This window comes from Flavobacterium album (assembly GCF_003096035.1).
In the GTDB taxonomy this organism is placed as follows: Bacteria; Bacteroidota; Bacteroidia; order Flavobacteriales; family Flavobacteriaceae; genus Flavobacterium; species Flavobacterium album.
This window is the reverse complement of the sequence record NZ_CP029186.1, coordinates 2,092,097-2,107,420: the sequence shown is the minus strand read 5'-3', so window position 1 is coordinate 2,107,420 and position 15,324 is coordinate 2,092,097. Positions and strand designations below refer to the sequence as shown.

Here is a 15,324-nt window from a genome sequence, read left to right as displayed (position 1 = left end):
TAATCCATCAACTGACAACCAACAACCGGCAACTTAATTATTTCTTCGGGTTTGGGTTTGGGTTGTCACTCTCTATAACGCCGTCCCTGAGGCGGATCACCCTGTGGGCATAGGCTGCGATGTCTTCTTCGTGGGTTACAAGGATTACGGTATTGCCGTTGGTATGTATTTCGCCGAACAGCTTCATGATCTCTACCGATGTCTTGCTGTCCAGGTTTCCTGTTGGCTCATCGGCTAATATAATGGAGGGGTTGTTTACCAATGCACGCGCTACCGCTACCCTTTGCCGCTGCCCGCCCGAGAGCTGGTTTGGCTTATGGTCCATCCTGTCGGAAAGGCCTACCTGTTCGAGCACTTTTGTGGCACGGGCATGGCGCTCCGGTTTTTTAAACCCGGCATATACCATCGGCAGAGCCACGTTGTCCAGGGCTGTTGTACGTGGCAGCAGGTTGAACGTCTGGAACACGAACCCTATTTCCTTATTGCGGATCTCAGCCAGCTCATTGTCGCCCATCAGGCTTACCGGCTTACCGTTAAGTACATAAGAGCCCGATGATGGCGTATCCAGGCAGCCCAAAATATTCATCAGCGTACTTTTACCGGAACCCGAAGGCCCCATGAGGGCCACATATTCCCCTTTATCTATATGGAGGTCAATACCTTTAAGTACATTAAGGATCTCGCTTCCCACAAGATAATCGCGGGTAATGCCTTTTATCTCTATTATCGGTTGTGCCATAGTATGGTTTTGAACGATAAAAGTAAGGATTTTTATTTTACAGTATGAAAAGATGGAACGAGGATAACACCAATCAGGCTGATGACCACAGATTTTTTTGGATAACAACAGATTTTTTGGAACGCGGATGACGCGGATCGGGTGGATTTTCACGGATTTAAAAAGTATTACGAGAAAAATCTGTGGTCATTCGCCTAAATCCACAGTTTGTCCCAAAGCAGGCGGGATCATACACGCTCCCATTTATTGGTTATAAGTGGAATTTCAAAGCCCTTCGACTGCGCTCAGGATGACTACATAATAACGTACTGCCGAACCTGAAAACTGTGACTGCGACTGAAAACTTCTTAGGATATAACGGCTGTTTTCGCTATTTTTGTAAAAACCGGTATTTTTCACACTCCAAAATACATTTACACGCCTATGGAATTATATTATTCACTTTCAGTACTCATCGTACTGGCCTCCTTTTTCGCTTACCTCAACGTGCGCTTCCTGAAGCTGCCCTCTACTATAGGCGTAATGGTTATTGCTATGGCCGTTTCTATTTTCCTGGTTATTTTCGGGAAAGTATTCCCAAGTACCCTTAGCAGGATGTCGGGACTTGTTGCCGGATTCGATTTTACCGAACTGCTCATGGGCGCGATGCTGAACTTCCTGCTGTTTGCCGGAGCTGTACACATCAACCTGAAAGACCTTCGGGAACAGCGTGGGCCTATTATGGTGTTCTCTACTGTCAGTGTTATCATATCAACCTTTGCGGTAGGGACACTTGTTTATTTCATCCCTATTAAAGACCTTGAAATTCCGTATATCTACTGCCTTCTTTTTGGGGCGCTTATCTCCCCTACCGACCCTGTGGCGGTGCTCAGCATCCTGAAAGGCGCTAAGGTCCGTAAGAGCCTGGAAACTAAAATTGCAGGGGAATCCCTCTTTAATGACGGTATGGCGGTCGTGGTCTTTGCGGTTATATTACAATTAGCACAAGGCACTTCCGAAGACCTTACTGTAATGCACGTTATATGGCTCCTGATACGCGAGGCGGGCGGTGGGTTCCTGCTGGGGATATTGCTTGGTGTTACCGCAGCGCGCGCCATGCACAAAATTGACGATTATAAAGTTTCGGTGCTTATAACGCTTTCCATTGTGATGGGCGGTTATCTTATTGCGCGTCAGTTTCATATATCCGGCCCGCTTACCATGGTTTTTGCAGGGCTTATCATTGGCAACTTCAAAAAGCGTTTTACCATGTCGCCCGTAACAAAAGATTATCTCGATAAATTCTGGGAACTGAATGACGAGATACTCAATGCCGTGCTGTTCTTGTTCATCGGATTCAATTTATTGTTGGTAAAGAACATTAACAATTACTGGCTGCCGGGCATCGCTTGTATTGTGCTGGTTCTTTTTGCCAGGTTTATTTCTATCTGGCTCCCTACGAAGTTTATTCCCTTTAAAGAGAAATTCTCCCGTGGGACTATAAAAATACTGGTATGGGGCGGACTGCGCGGCGGGGTTTCGATCGCACTGGCACTTTCGATAAATGACGGGCCTTATAAAAATGTTATTATTGCAATAACCTACTTTGTGGTGGTATTTTCTATTGTGGTACAGGGACTTAGTATCGGGAAAGTGGCATCGAGGGCGTTGGCCCCGAAGGAGTAGGCAGTCGAAGTTTTCAGTCACAGCCTGCCTGACGCAAAGCCTGGGGTGCAGTTTTCAGTAGTCGATGTGATTATGTATTGTGATAAAATGTATGACCGTTTCATACCCGGACATCATCACATATATTACCGAGATAATAATAAAAATGAAAGCAGTTGTGCCTGATCGGCCCTCGCGTTTGTCATGCTTTGCTTTTAGTATTGAAAGTATGAGGAACATCGTTGTAAAAAATAAATACACTCCCCACGGCAAATCATTGAAAAAGAAATAAAGCAACAGTAATGACACTATTGCATATTTAAGATATTCGTTATAGCGATGGGCGGGTTTTGTGGCCATTTGTTTTTTTGCTAAAAATAAAAATTATGGAAACATAATTTACCTGTTAAAATACGTAGAGCCGTTGCAATGCAACGGCTCTACTTCTTAATATTCATATTTTCGTTCGCGACTGAAAACTGCGACTGCGACTGAAACTATTACCTTCTTTGTGATTTTACGAAATCGCTCAGTTCGTTTTTGCTGCTGTCGAAGTTGAAAGAGCTGCCCAGTTTGTAATAGCTGTTCTTATCGGTACAATAGTCATAAGCGAATTTGGCAAGGTCAAGCCTGGTTTCTTCAAAGTTGATCTGCTTCAGTATTTCTGCGATCTGGTTAGTCGATACACAGTTGGTCATCATGATCTGCTTGGCAACAGAAGCCCTTGTATCATCAAAATTGGCATCCTTGATCGCTTTCTTAGCTTCTTCAAAATCGGCGTTGCTCATAGGGTTCCTGCACGGCCTGTTGTTACCATTGTTGCCATACCCCCCATTATTATTGTTGCCGTTATTTCCGTTGTGAGGGTGTCCGCCATTGTTATAGCCGCCACCGTTGTTGTTATAGCCGCCATTATTATAGCCTCCATTGTTATAGCCTCCATTGTTATAACCTCCGTTATTATTGTAGCCACCGTTATTGTAGCCTCCCTGCCCGGATGTGGTAGTTGTAGTTGTGGTTGTAGTGCTGGTGCCGCTTCCCGGAACATTCATGCTCATGTTGATGCCGCCCATATTTACGTTCATACCAAAAGCATCAGAATCATCATAAACTGTGGTTTCGGTTTGTGTCACTACAGTGCCGTACTGGTCCATGTACATTTCGCGCGGGTGGCCATATACATATACCGGTGTATTGGCAGGGCGCCTCATGTTCTGCTCGGCAGGGATCGATGAATAGAAGTTAAGCGTGCGCCTATTTTTTTTGTTCTTAATACGATACGTAACATCTTCCAGTATCCCGTCCATATTTTCTATTGTAAGGGTGTTTTTGGTGATTGACGGTATTTTTGGATTTTCAAAAACAATCTTACAGCTATAGTAAGGATTCGATAGTTCTTCAACACGCACGTTGGTTAGAGGTTCTTCGTTATAACGCTCACCGTTCAACTCAAGGTAAAATCTTGACCCGTCTTCAGAGAAAATAGTCAGGTTTCCTGTAGGCAAAAGCTGCGCCATCATTGGCAGTGCACTCATCAGGAAAAGGCAGAGTAAGGTAATTTTTTTCATGTGTTTGGTTTTAAAGAGTTCGCAAATTTATATTATTTCAACAATAAATTATGATTTTGTTAACACAAAAACAAAACGCGTGCCAAAAAAAGCCGTCAGTCACAGACATCGTATAGTAATTTTCTTATACTACAGATTATCAGGCAGTACTTTGCCCGGGTTAAGGATATTATTAGGATCAAAAAGCCGCTTGATGCCTTTCATCAATTGCAGATGTCCGTTAGTGAAAGCGATATCCATGTAGCTTTTCTGGACATAGCCTATGCCGTGTTCTCCTGATAGTGTACCTTTCAGTGAGACCGTAAGTTCAAATATTTCACGGATGCCTTTGGGTACTTCGGTTTTCCAGTTTTCATCAGTCATATCGCCTTTTATGATGTTTACATGCAGGTTTCCGTCGCCCGCGTGTCCATAGCACACCGACTTAAAGCCGTATTTCCAGCCTGCATCCTTAATGCCTTCCAACAGCCTTGGCAGCTCATAACGCGGCACCACGGTATCTTCTTCTTTATAAACCGAATTGGATTTTACCGCTTCGCCCACGGCGCGGCGTATTTTCCAAAGCGCATTCTTCTGGTCTTCGGTATCAGCAAAAAGTATTTCGTCAATTTCAAAACGTTCCAGCACGCCCATGATCTTTTCCGCTTCCACGAAAAGCACATCAGGGTAGTTGCCGTCTACTTCTATAAGCAGGTGGGCTTCCACTTCGTCTTTTATGTCGATGCTGACACCGTCTACAAAGCGTAATGTCCAGTCGATAGCGTCGCGTTCCATGAATTCCAGCGCGCTTGGCACAATGCCGGCACGGAATATTTCGGCGACTGCCTCGCATGCCTGCGCCGACTTAAAGAAAGGAACGAGCATTAGTATATTATGGTTATTCTTGGGCAACAGCTTCATGACTATTTTAGTAATGATGCCAAGTGTCCCCTCGCTGCCTACCATGAGTTGGGTAAGGTTATAACCCGTTGAATTTTTCAATGTATTGGCACCTGTCCAGATGATGTCGCCATTGGGTAATACCACTTGCAGGTTGAGTACATAGTCTTTGGTCACGCCATATTTAAGTGCACGGGCACCGCCTGCATTCTCGGCTACATTGCCTCCAATGGTGCAGCTGCCCTGGCTGCTCGGGTCGGGCGGGTAGAAAAGGCCTTTCTCAAATGCTGCCTCTCGGAAAACCTGCGTTATTACCGCAGGCTCTACAATGGCCTGGAGGTTGTTTTCGTCGATTTCAATTTTAGTAAAACGTTCCATCGAAAGCCCAATGCCGCCATGAATACTGAGCGCACCTCCGCTAAGGCCTGTCCTCCCTCCTATGGGGACTACGGGAATTTTATATTCGTTGGCCAGCTTCATGATAGCGGATATCTCTTCGGGAGTGCCCGGCTTTACTACTACCGATGGGGGGAAATTGTAATCCTCTGTCTCATCATGGCCGTAGTGGCGGCGGGTTTCTTCGTCGAGAAAAAGGTATTGTGAACCTGTAATGGCTTCGAGTTCTTCGAATAAATGTAATGGCAGGATATTTTGCATAGCCCAAAGATATTTTATTTACCTGAAATTTCACCAAGGCAGAAAAAAACCGCTGGAAAAATTCTTATAATAAGGATACAGAATAAATGCGGTTCCTTGAAGTTAAATATTGAACAACGATCTCTTGATAATTTACTATATTTACATTTATTAAAGACATACAGCTATGAAAAAAATAATTACTTTACTGGCAATGGCAGCAGGCACCTCTTTGTTTAGCCAAACCTTTGTTTTAGATGCTACTTTTGCAGACAATGGAATTAAGGTCTTTCAGGATGAAAGCTTTTACCCAAGGGATGTGAAGCTTATTAACAGCAAATATTATTTCATTGGTACCGGCAATAATTTTATTGATGGTAATTACTGTAAAATCACGAAGCTAAATTATAATGGGTCGAAGGATGATTCTTTCGGGACCGGCGGCGATAAAATATTGAGCGTTCCGGGTGAAACTTTTAGCCTAAAGGGTTTTAAATATTCGAACGGTTCTTTCTATATCTACGGAAAAAGCGTTACGCCGACGGAAAGTTCGGACATCGTTATAGCAAAACTCGACGAAAATGGAAACTACGATGTGGCTTTTGGCACAAATGGCATTGCTAAAATTAATCTGGGCGGTAATGAAGAACTCGCCGACCTTGTATTTGACGCCAGCAATAATTTATTTTGCACAGGTTCCCGGTCTGTTGAAGGTTCGCCAACCGTAGCCAGGCTAATTACCTTTAAAATAACTGAGAACGGTACTTTAGATACTTCGTTTGATCCTTCGGGTTATAAAGAATACCACATCAATTCGGCAAGCAGCGGTAATTTTATCACAAACTATGCCGGGGGATATATCCTGGCAGGAAATGAAAGCCATTATGAAACCGTTGAAGGCTCAAGTCAGGTATTACATGATGATTTGCTGCTTGTAAAAATCAATGCAGATGGTGTCCCAGTAACATCATTTGGAACGAACGGCTACAAACTTCTTCCCCTGCAAACCAATTACAACAATACTATTAATAAAGTCCAACTGCACAGCAATGCTATCTTTTTGGACTATATCTCATCCTGGTCATTTCAAAACACCGAACGTGAAATAGTGAGCTTTGATCTTGCAACCGACGAGGCCACAACAATTAATAATTCTTATTTTTCGGGTGAATTTGATGTTATGGAAGATGGCATTTATTCAACCGGCGCTTTCAGGTGCATGCAGGCAAATCCTCCGTGTGACAGTAATTTTGAATTAAGGAGGATCAACTTTGACGGAACCGTTGACACTACATTCCATATAAACGGATTGTATTCTTATAGCTGGCCAGGCACATTATATTCAAGCGCAATATCATATACGCTTAACAAAGATGATAATGGCAAGATCCTTATGGCCGGATACCTGAACAGGGCATATGTAAACAATAACGGGCAAATGGCAGGGGAAAGCGGCTTTACCTTACTGCGCCTGGTTGAAGGGGAATTAAGTACAAAAGATACGGATGGGCCGGCCGCAAGCATTTACCCTAACCCGTTTAGTGACCGGCTTACAATTCAATCCGGCTTAGATATTAAAGAAATTGCCATTTTTGACATGAGCGGACGAAAGGTGGGTATCCCTAAAGTTACAAACGAAGCAGGATCATATACAATATATCCGAACCTAAACCAAAATGGTGTTTACCTGCTCAGGGCAGTTACTGCTGATGGTCAGGAAATCGTAGAAAAAATAGTAAAGCAATAATTTTCCGTCCGGAAAATAAGAAGCCGGTCAATTTAGTAATTGACCGGCTTTTTTTTCTTTATAAGGTAATCCACCGAGAATTTACCGGCTCCCGTTACAAAGAAAACGATAAAAAGGAGTAAGTACATTATAGGAAGTTCTTTTGCTTCGAAAGGGTCTGCGGAATGCACATTAAACACAATGATAAGCATTGTTACTATAAGGGGAATACAGGACAATTTTGTAGCAAATCCCAGGATGATGAGGAAGGAGCATACGACTTCGGCAAAGATAGCAAGGATAAGCGATGGCACGGGACCTATGCCCAGCGGGTCGGGAAACTGCACCTCGTCAGGGCCGAGCAGCATAGTGAGCTTTTGAAGCCCGTGTGACATGATCAGACAGGAGACCGTGATGCGGACTAATAATAAGGCGGTGTCATAAACGATAGTACTGTTTGCTGTAGAGGAAGAACCGTACGAAGCCATGCTATTTTACTTTTATGCCTTATAATGCGCACCTCCCTTTTGCGCATAATACTGCTGTTCAACATATTTAAAATTTTCAATCTTCAAATATGGTGAAAAAAGTTAAAATATTGTTAATGTTAACGTTATTTTTTTAGCTTTTTTAAGTTAGGCAGGAACCATGCTATGATACCTATCAGTGGCAGGAACGCACAAATATGATATACATAAGTAATGCTTGTCCGGTCGGCAACGTAGCCCAATACCGCCGAGCCAAGCCCGCCCATACCGAAGGCAAATCCGTAGAAAAGGCCGGATATCATGCCGAGCCTTTTTGGCAGCAACTCCTGTGCATAGACAAGGATGGCCGGGAAAGCCGATGAGATTATAGTACCGATAATTACCGAAAGCACTCCCGTCCAGAACAGGTTGGCATAAGGCATCATTAATGTGAATGGTGCGGCACCCAGCACCGAGAACCAGATGACATATTTACGCCCAAACTTATCGCCCAAAGGCCCGCCAAGCAGCGTACCCGCAGCCACCGAAAGCAGGAACAGGAACAAATGGAACTGCGCATCCTGTACCGAAATATGGAATTTTTCTATCAGGAAGAAGGTAAAATAGCTGGTAAGCCCGGCAAAGTAAAAATACTTAGAGAATATCAGAACCAAGAGGATAATAACCGACATGGTTACCTGCCTTGGCGTAAGGTTCGGCAAATCGACCATGGCTACTTTCTTTTTGCCCTGCAGGCTGAGGTGGTGGCTGTACCAAAGGCCTATGCGGTATAATACCGTTATCGCAATAAGGGCCACAATGGCAAAATAAATGATGTAGCGCTGCCCGTGCGGTACCACGATCCATGCGATGAGCAGCGGGCTGATTGCCGTGCCGGAGTTGCCCCCGATCTGGAAAATGGACTGTGCCAGCCCGCGCTTGCCACCCGATGCCAGATAGGAAACCCTTGATGCCTCAGGATGGAATATGGAAGAACCTATCCCTACAAGTACCACCGCCAAGAGTATAAGCGGAAATGAAGCAGCATACGACAGCAGTATGATACCTGACAGTGTAAACAGCATTCCGTAAATTTTTGAATACGGCTTTGGTTTTTTATCGGTATAGAAACCTACGAAGGGCTGCAATATAGAAGCGGCCATCTGGTACGAAAAAGTGATCAGCCCTACCTGCGAGAAGCTCAAATCGTATTTTTCCTTCAGTATAGGATACGACGCGGGAATCACCGCCTGCAGCAGGTCGTTGAGGAGGTGCGCAAAAGCAATGGAGAATAGTATGGAGTAAACTGTTTTTTGTACAATTTGTTTGGGATCATCGTTTACAATAACTGTATCAGTCTCTTTCATAAAAAATTAATTAAAAGTAAGTAATAGCCAGTACCAAAAACCCAGCGTGACAAAGGAGAGCGGTATCCCCACCCCTATCATCATGTTAGCGAGTTTTGGCTTCAGCCCGGACGTGGAAGCGAGTATTGCCGCCATTATCATAGGGGCCATCGCGGCTTCCATGATACATACATCGGTTGTCATGCCTTTCCCTCCCAGCACAAGTTTATACACTACAAAGAAAAACAGCGGCGTTATCAGCAGCTTAAAGGCGAGCCCAAGTGTGAGGAAACCCCAGTGCCTGCTCCTTCTTTGCAGCTGCAACTGCATCCCTACAGCCACAAGTGCCACCGGCGTAACCGTATTGCCAAGTCTCTGGAAAACCGATTGCAGCATGTCGTGAAAGTCGTAGCGCAGCAGGTTCATACAAAGCCCAACTGTAAACGCTACGAAAGGCGGGAACAAGAGTATTTTACGCAAAATGCCCGACGTGCCTGCCGTTCCTTTGCAATACATTGTTGCTACCAGGATACCAAGGGTGGAAAGCACTACAAAAGTACCCGGTTGGTCTACAATAATGGCGGTTTCAAGCCCTTTCTTCCCGAACAATGCCTCAATGACCGGAAAGCCAACGAAAGCCGTATTACCAAGCCCGGCGGTAAGTATCAGGCAGCCCACTAATTTTTTAGGCCAGCCAAGCCATTTTCCCAGCCCGGAAAAAAACAGCCATGACAATGCGAACGTTACCCACGCTACCCCCAAAGGCAGCAGCAATTGTGTACTTAAGGCAATTTTCGGGATGTAATATAAGGCAAGGCCCGGAAGCGAAATATAGATAACGAATTGGTTGAGGACCGTATGGGCATTGGTTGGGGAGATCTTCAGCCGGCGGAGCGCCACTCCCGCAATCAGGCATAAAAATATCAGGATAATACTGTCCATTTAGTGCAGGGCTGATTTTAACCGCCGCAAATTTACGCCCTCCAATGTAAATACGCGTAATAAAATTGTTATAATTTATTGGCTGTTCCAAAAACTTTTATACTTTCGCCCATTATTCTGTCATACAATGATCTCAGGCAAATTTGCCATAACGCTGCACATCCTTACGCTCCTGTCTAAATTCCCGGAGGAATTCCTCTCGTCCGAATTTATAGCGGGCAGCATGAATATCAACCCCGTGCTGGTGCGCAAAGAGATCGCAAACCTCAAGAAACATGCGATGGTAGAATGCCGCGAAGGCAAATATGGCGGCACCCGCCTGGCCAGGCAGTCGGAGAGCATCACCCTTGAGGACATTTTTAAAATGACCTTTGAAGAAGTTACCCTCGGTTTTTCCCGTAACGACCCGAACCCCAACTGCCCCGTAGGTAAGAAGATCAACCAGAACCTTGATGCTTTGTATAAAGACATCAACTCGGGCATCTGCAACAAGCTGCAAACCATATCGCTGCAGGAATTCACGCAGGAGTTCTAAAATTTTTTATATTATACTGTAATATTTTTAATTACATTTGATAAAATTTAACCATCATGAAAACAGCCATTATCGGGGCCACCGGATTTGCAGGGGCCGCACTTGTAAAAGAATTCGCCTCGCGGGGCCATCAGGTTACTGCTATAGCGCGTAACCCAAAAGACACGAACGAGGCAAACGTTGCCTGGGTGAGTACCGACATTTTTGATGCCGATGCCCTGGCAGCAACGCTTAAAGGCCATGATGTCGTGGTGAGCGCCTACAATCCCGGATGGACCAACCCAAATATTTATGACGAAGCCATAGCCGGCGCCAAAGCGATCCAGGAGGCGGTGAAGCAGTCGGGTGTGAAGCGGTACATTTATATCGGCGGTGCAGGCAGCCTTTACATTGCCGATGGCCTGCAGCTCATCGACACGCCCGAGTTCCCCAAAGAATATTATGCCGGCGCTAATGCCGCACGCGACTACCTCAACATCATAAAAGAGGAAAAAGACCTGGACTGGGTATTCTTCAGCCCGGCGATAGAAATGCACCCCGGCATCACCACAGGACGCACCGGAAAATACCGTACGGGACTTGACAACCCGGTATTTAATAAAGAAGGCCGCAGCATACTTTCGGTGGAAGACCTTGCCGTGGCGATCGCCGACGAGGCAGAAAACGCGAAACACCACCAGCAGCGGTTTACGGCGGCGTATTGATTTTTGTTTCAGGTTTTAAAGTTTAAAGTTGCTACTCAGGCTTTAGTTTATGATGCTCTTTACGTAAAGTAAAGGGCATTTTTTGTTTGATATGGGAGCAGTGAGAGTAGTGCAATTGCTAAAATTAGCTGCTGTCCCTTCCTGTTTTTAGTATTGAATTTATCCGTCTCCATCGGTTATCGGAGAATATCCAATGTTATTTTGATAAAGCACATTAAATATTACACCATAAAGTGTTAACATATTAATTATTTACTTAATATTAATGTTTAAAAATGATAAGTTTATTATAATATGGATATCGAACGAACTATTCGGTTAAACAAAGTTTTGCGTGAGCTAAATATATCTCTAGATCGAGCAGTACAATACCTTTACCAAAACGGTATCAATATTGAGTTTAGTCCTAATGCCAAAATCAGTGAACTAGAATATACTATGTTGCTGCAAAGATTTAGTTATGATAAATCTAATAAAGAGGCCGTCCTAGCAAGTAGAGCGAGTAATATAAAATCGCTTGAAAAAACACACGATATAATATTACAAAAAACAAATTTTGATACAATATCAATTAAACTAAATTCTTACAGCTGTAATGAGAATAATGAAATCGTACAACTAGCTCTTTCTGTAGATAAGATCGATTTAAATTATATTCAAGATTTTTCGGATTTACGTTACTTATCAATTTCGAGTTCACAAATCAAAAATTTACAAATCATATCTAAATTCAGGTTTTTAGAAAATTTGAGAATTGAGACCAAAAAGCTAGATGATTTAGAGTTTATTAGTAATTCCAATAGATTGGACTCTTTATTAATACGAGGTAAAATCAGGGACATAACTCCCCTAAAATATCTTACAAACCTAGAAAGGCTTAACATTTCAAATAATGAAATAGAAAATTTACAACCTTTAGAAAATCTTTTGAAGCTTAAATCGCTTATTTTAGGAGGGAATAGAATCGATACACTGATTAATTTAAGTGAGTTACGTAACTTAGAAGTCTTAAATGTTTCAGACAATCATATTATTGACCTATCGCATATACAAAATTTAAATGAAATTAGAGATTTAGACATATCCTCAAATATTTTAATGAATGTCCAAATTATCGGCAATTTTTCAAAATTAGAAAATTTAAGGCTATCAAATAATCCTATTGATAATACTATTATTTTATCCGAGTTAAAAAATTTAAAATACTTAAGCATAGATCATGTACCAATTCAAAATTTACAATTCGTAAAAAATTTACAAAATATAGAATTTTTGAGTGCAAGATATTGTGGATTAGAAGATATCTCTGATATTAGTACCTTTACAAAACTATCAACTGCATATCTAGGCGGTAATTTGCTAACCGACGTTTCACCACTTTCCAATTTAGCTAATCTCACAAAACTTAAATTAGATGAAAATAGACTAGAAAATTTATTATCATTAAATGGCTTACCTAAGTTGCATTACTTAGATTTATCTGATAATACAATAAGTGATATCAAAAATATTAATAAATTAAGAAAATTATCTACATTAAAATTATCAGGAAATTTTATCCACAATGTTGAGCCATTAGAAGCATTAACAAATTTAAAGCATTTGGAACTTTCTAGAAACAACATATCCTCTCTTGAGTCAATTCAGAAAATTATTTCAACTCTCGAATTTATTTTAATTTCTGAAAATCCAATTGTTGAAGAACAAAATTGGAAAATTGCACATAATAATGAAAATAATATATACTTAGTTAAAAATTATCTAAGTACATTAAAAGAAAGCCTTATAAATTATAAGTTGCCCGCTAAAGTATTGCTATTAGGAAATCATAAATCTGGTAAATCCACATTACTAAATTATTTACTTCAAGCTACAGATAAAAAACTTATTAAGTCTGAAAGTGATAGTACACATATAATTAGAATAGAATCTTATCCTAGACATGGAGAAGATAATTTGCCTGATGCTATATATTTTGATTTTGGGGGTCAGGATTACTATCATGGTATATATAAAGCATTTCTAACGAATGATGCATTGAATTTGCTACTGTGGAATTATAATAGTGATAGAAATATATTAAGAAATGATACTCGGGATTTTTCGAGAAATTACTGGCTATATCAATTGAAGTATCATTTTGATAAATATAAAAACGAAGATGATTCAGAGCCAATTATTTTAATACAAACTTATGCTGATCATAAACAATCAAAAAGAGGAACGTTAAGGGAAGATATTGAAGATTTTATGGTGATTAATGAATTTTATTTGGCATTAGATCAAGAATCTATAGAAACAAATAAAACTTTTGCTGCAAGTTTGAAATTTTTGGAGTCACAAATATTAGATGAAATTGAAAAGAAGCAGAAAATAATACAAAGACCGAGATGGTTTGGTGAATTTATTAGATACATCTTGACCTCCAACGACGAAAATTCAACTAACATAGAAGAAATAAGGCGAAATTATAAAAGAGAACTGAAAGATAATGAGACCGAAGATGACATAATTGAATTCCTCAAAGATGATTTAGATCAGCTCCACAAAAAGGGATTAATATTATATTATAAAGAAACCATGCCAAATATTGCATGGTTGAACCCAATGAAAATAGTTCAATTTATCCATGATAAGGCATTATCCAAAAAAACTTTAAAAGAATTCAATGGAGTTATAATGGAAGAGAGTTTCCAATTTGATAAAAACATTGTGGAGTTACTAAGCTTACAAAAAGTCATATTTCATGATAATGCTGAAGGAACTTTTGTTATCCCAAACTTCCTTCCATTAAGCACAGATATAGGAGCAAAATATGAAATCATTACATTTGGTCTGAATAAGCCAGATTTTAAATTGAAATTTTTAAACTTTTTACCATTTGGCTTAGTAAATCAATTGATATGTCACTTTGGACAAAATCCTGATAGTAAATATTTTTGGAGGGATCAGATTATATTTACATTAAACGCAGAGGCTAAAATTTTAATAAAATTAAATTTCGAAAAACTAGAAATAGATGTATATTTTAGTTTTGTGACGGAAAATTATGAGAGACAGTTTTTGATAAAAAAATATATCTATAATTGTATAATTGTAATCTATTGGGATGGTCAGCTAATAGATTTTCATCAGTTTATTAGCAATTATAGATCAGAGGACTTATTTTCAGATTTTATTTTGGACGATAATGGCAATGTAAATCAAGTTTTACATTTTGAACTGGAAGGCAATGCATTAATGAAAAACCGCAATCCTGAATTAAAACCGTTCCTTAATGTTGCTAGCGTCTTTCCAGATGATTTATATATTTCAATAGATAGTACTAATTATATTAAAGGAATTGAGTTCGACTATTCCGTTAAAAACCATGACTATTTAGTCAATACATATAGGTTCGATAATTGTGAAATACTTGACTACAATAGTATTCGCCAAACGCCAATTTATATATTTAAATTATTTACTGATGAAAACTTAAATAAAATGAAAAAAATATTTATCTCGTATTCAAATGAAGATTATCATTTTAAAAAGCAGTTAGAAAAACACTTAAGTACCCTAAGCAAACTTCAGTTAGCAAAATCATGGAGTTGTGAAGATATGACTGCAGGTTTGTGGGACAATCAAATTAAAGAGGAACTGTTAAGTTCGGATATTATAATATTTATGTTGTCTATTAACTTTATGTCTTCTGATTACATTTTAAAAGAGGAAGTGTATAAAACACTTATTGAAGTAAAAAATAATCCAGATAAAAAAATTGTTTGTGTGTTAGTTAGAGAATTTTCTTGGAGGCACTATGATCGCCTTTTTGATTTGACTGGTTTATCTAAGGAAAATGTAGCTGGATTGACTTCCAAAGAGCAGATGGCTATTGCAATAGGAAAATTGCCAAGTTATCAATTTGTACCTTATGATATTACATCCAATGGAACAGAATCTAAACGTTATCTCAAGGCAGTAGAAGAATGGGATTTCGAAAGTAAGGCATTTACTAAAATTATGGATGAGATTATCAAACTATTATAACGAATAGTGGTTGACATTATTTATTTAAATACGAAACCATTAATAAACCTCTCCCCTTAGCCCCGGCCGCAGCGGCATCCTCCCGCTTTTTTTTGGCGGGAGATAC

At 40.5% G+C, this 15,324-nt stretch carries 11 protein-coding genes; 5 read left to right on the top strand and 6 right to left on the bottom strand.

Annotated features, from left to right (window positions below; genetic code table 11):
• Positions 1–37: 37 nt before the first annotated feature.
• The gene (locus HYN59_RS09285) at positions 38–739 is read right to left on the bottom strand and encodes an ABC transporter ATP-binding protein (RefSeq protein WP_108778003.1); all 702 of its coding nucleotides are present in this window, start codon (positions 737–739) and stop codon (positions 38–40) included.
• Positions 740–1,162: 423 nt separating this feature from the next.
• Here HYN59_RS09285 and HYN59_RS09280 point away from each other — a divergent pair, with 423 nt between their 5' ends.
• Positions 1,163–2,404: a cation:proton antiporter gene (locus HYN59_RS09280; RefSeq protein WP_108778002.1), complete on the top strand. Its 1,242-nt coding sequence runs from the start codon at positions 1,163–1,165 to the stop codon at positions 2,402–2,404.
• Between the two features lie 479 nt (positions 2,405–2,883).
• On the opposite strand, the gene HYN59_RS09270 is transcribed toward HYN59_RS09280, so the two are convergent.
• Entirely contained in the window at positions 2,884–3,951 is a 1,068-nt protein-coding gene (locus HYN59_RS09270) for a proline and serine-rich protein 1 family protein (protein WP_108778000.1), read from the bottom strand.
• A gap of 129 nt (positions 3,952–4,080) precedes the next feature.
• A complete protein-coding gene (locus HYN59_RS09265) occupies positions 4,081–5,487 on the bottom strand; it encodes an FAD-binding oxidoreductase (RefSeq protein WP_108777999.1) in 1,407 nt (468 codons plus the stop codon).
• A 166-nt stretch (positions 5,488–5,653) separates the two neighbouring features.
• On the opposite strand from HYN59_RS09265, the gene HYN59_RS09260 reads away from it, so the two are divergent.
• The gene (locus tag HYN59_RS09260) at positions 5,654–7,213 is read left to right on the top strand and encodes a T9SS type A sorting domain-containing protein (protein WP_108777998.1); all 1,560 of its coding nucleotides are present in this window, start codon (positions 5,654–5,656) and stop codon (positions 7,211–7,213) included.
• A gap of 32 nt (positions 7,214–7,245) precedes the next feature.
• On the opposite strand, the gene HYN59_RS09255 is transcribed toward HYN59_RS09260, so the two are convergent.
• The 3 genes from HYN59_RS09255 to HYN59_RS09245 all read right to left on the bottom strand — a co-directional run bounded on the left by HYN59_RS09255 (position 7,246) and on the right by HYN59_RS09245 (position 9,947).
• On the bottom strand, positions 7,246–7,680 hold the full coding sequence (locus tag HYN59_RS09255) for a DoxX family protein (protein ID WP_108777997.1): 435 nt from the start codon (positions 7,678–7,680) through the stop codon (positions 7,246–7,248).
• Between the two features lie 125 nt (positions 7,681–7,805).
• Complete coding sequence (locus HYN59_RS09250; RefSeq protein WP_108777996.1) at positions 7,806–9,026, bottom strand: MFS transporter; 1,221 nt, start codon at positions 9,024–9,026, stop codon at positions 7,806–7,808.
• A gap of 6 nt (positions 9,027–9,032) precedes the next feature.
• Entirely contained in the window at positions 9,033–9,947 is a 915-nt protein-coding gene (locus tag HYN59_RS09245) for an AEC family transporter (RefSeq protein WP_108777995.1), read from the bottom strand.
• 127 nt (positions 9,948–10,074) lie between these two features.
• Between HYN59_RS09245 and HYN59_RS09240 the strand changes: the two genes are divergently transcribed.
• The 3 genes from HYN59_RS09240 (at position 10,075) to HYN59_RS09230 (ending at position 15,218) form a co-directional block, all read left to right on the top strand.
• Positions 10,075–10,482 carry an Rrf2 family transcriptional regulator gene (locus tag HYN59_RS09240; protein ID WP_108777994.1) on the top strand — a complete coding sequence of 136 codons (408 nt, stop codon included), beginning with the start codon at positions 10,075–10,077 and terminating at the stop codon, positions 10,480–10,482.
• A 56-nt stretch (positions 10,483–10,538) separates the two neighbouring features.
• Positions 10,539–11,186 (top strand): NAD(P)-dependent oxidoreductase, encoded by a 648-nt coding sequence (locus HYN59_RS09235; RefSeq protein ID WP_108777993.1) that lies wholly within the window; start codon positions 10,539–10,541, stop codon positions 11,184–11,186.
• Positions 11,187–11,480: 294 nt separating this feature from the next.
• Positions 11,481–15,218, top strand: a complete 3,738-nt coding sequence (locus tag HYN59_RS09230; RefSeq protein ID WP_108777992.1) for a leucine-rich repeat domain-containing protein — start codon at positions 11,481–11,483, stop codon at positions 15,216–15,218.
• Positions 15,219–15,324: the final 106 nt, after the last annotated feature.

What these genes read in the sequence shown, in the direction of transcription:
- HYN59_RS09285 (WP_108778003.1), bottom strand. Translation starts at nt 739, where the DNA reads ATGGCACAACCGATAATAGAGATAAAAGGCATTACCCGCGATTATCTT.
- HYN59_RS09280 (WP_108778002.1), top strand. Translation starts at nt 1,163, where the DNA reads ATGGAATTATATTATTCACTTTCAGTACTCATCGTACTGGCCTCCTTT.
- HYN59_RS09270 (WP_108778000.1), bottom strand. Translation starts at nt 3,951, where the DNA reads ATGAAAAAAATTACCTTACTCTGCCTTTTCCTGATGAGTGCACTGCCA.
- HYN59_RS09265 (WP_108777999.1), bottom strand. Translation starts at nt 5,487, where the DNA reads ATGCAAAATATCCTGCCATTACATTTATTCGAAGAACTCGAAGCCATT.
- HYN59_RS09260 (WP_108777998.1), top strand. Translation starts at nt 5,654, where the DNA reads ATGAAAAAAATAATTACTTTACTGGCAATGGCAGCAGGCACCTCTTTG.
- HYN59_RS09255 (WP_108777997.1), bottom strand. Translation starts at nt 7,680, where the DNA reads ATGGCTTCGTACGGTTCTTCCTCTACAGCAAACAGTACTATCGTTTAT.
- HYN59_RS09250 (WP_108777996.1), bottom strand. Translation starts at nt 9,026, where the DNA reads ATGAAAGAGACTGATACAGTTATTGTAAACGATGATCCCAAACAAATT.
- HYN59_RS09245 (WP_108777995.1), bottom strand. Translation starts at nt 9,947, where the DNA reads ATGGACAGTATTATCCTGATATTTTTATGCCTGATTGCGGGAGTGGCG.
- HYN59_RS09240 (WP_108777994.1), top strand. Translation starts at nt 10,075, where the DNA reads ATGATCTCAGGCAAATTTGCCATAACGCTGCACATCCTTACGCTCCTG.
- HYN59_RS09235 (WP_108777993.1), top strand. Translation starts at nt 10,539, where the DNA reads ATGAAAACAGCCATTATCGGGGCCACCGGATTTGCAGGGGCCGCACTT.
- HYN59_RS09230 (WP_108777992.1), top strand. Translation starts at nt 11,481, where the DNA reads ATGGATATCGAACGAACTATTCGGTTAAACAAAGTTTTGCGTGAGCTA.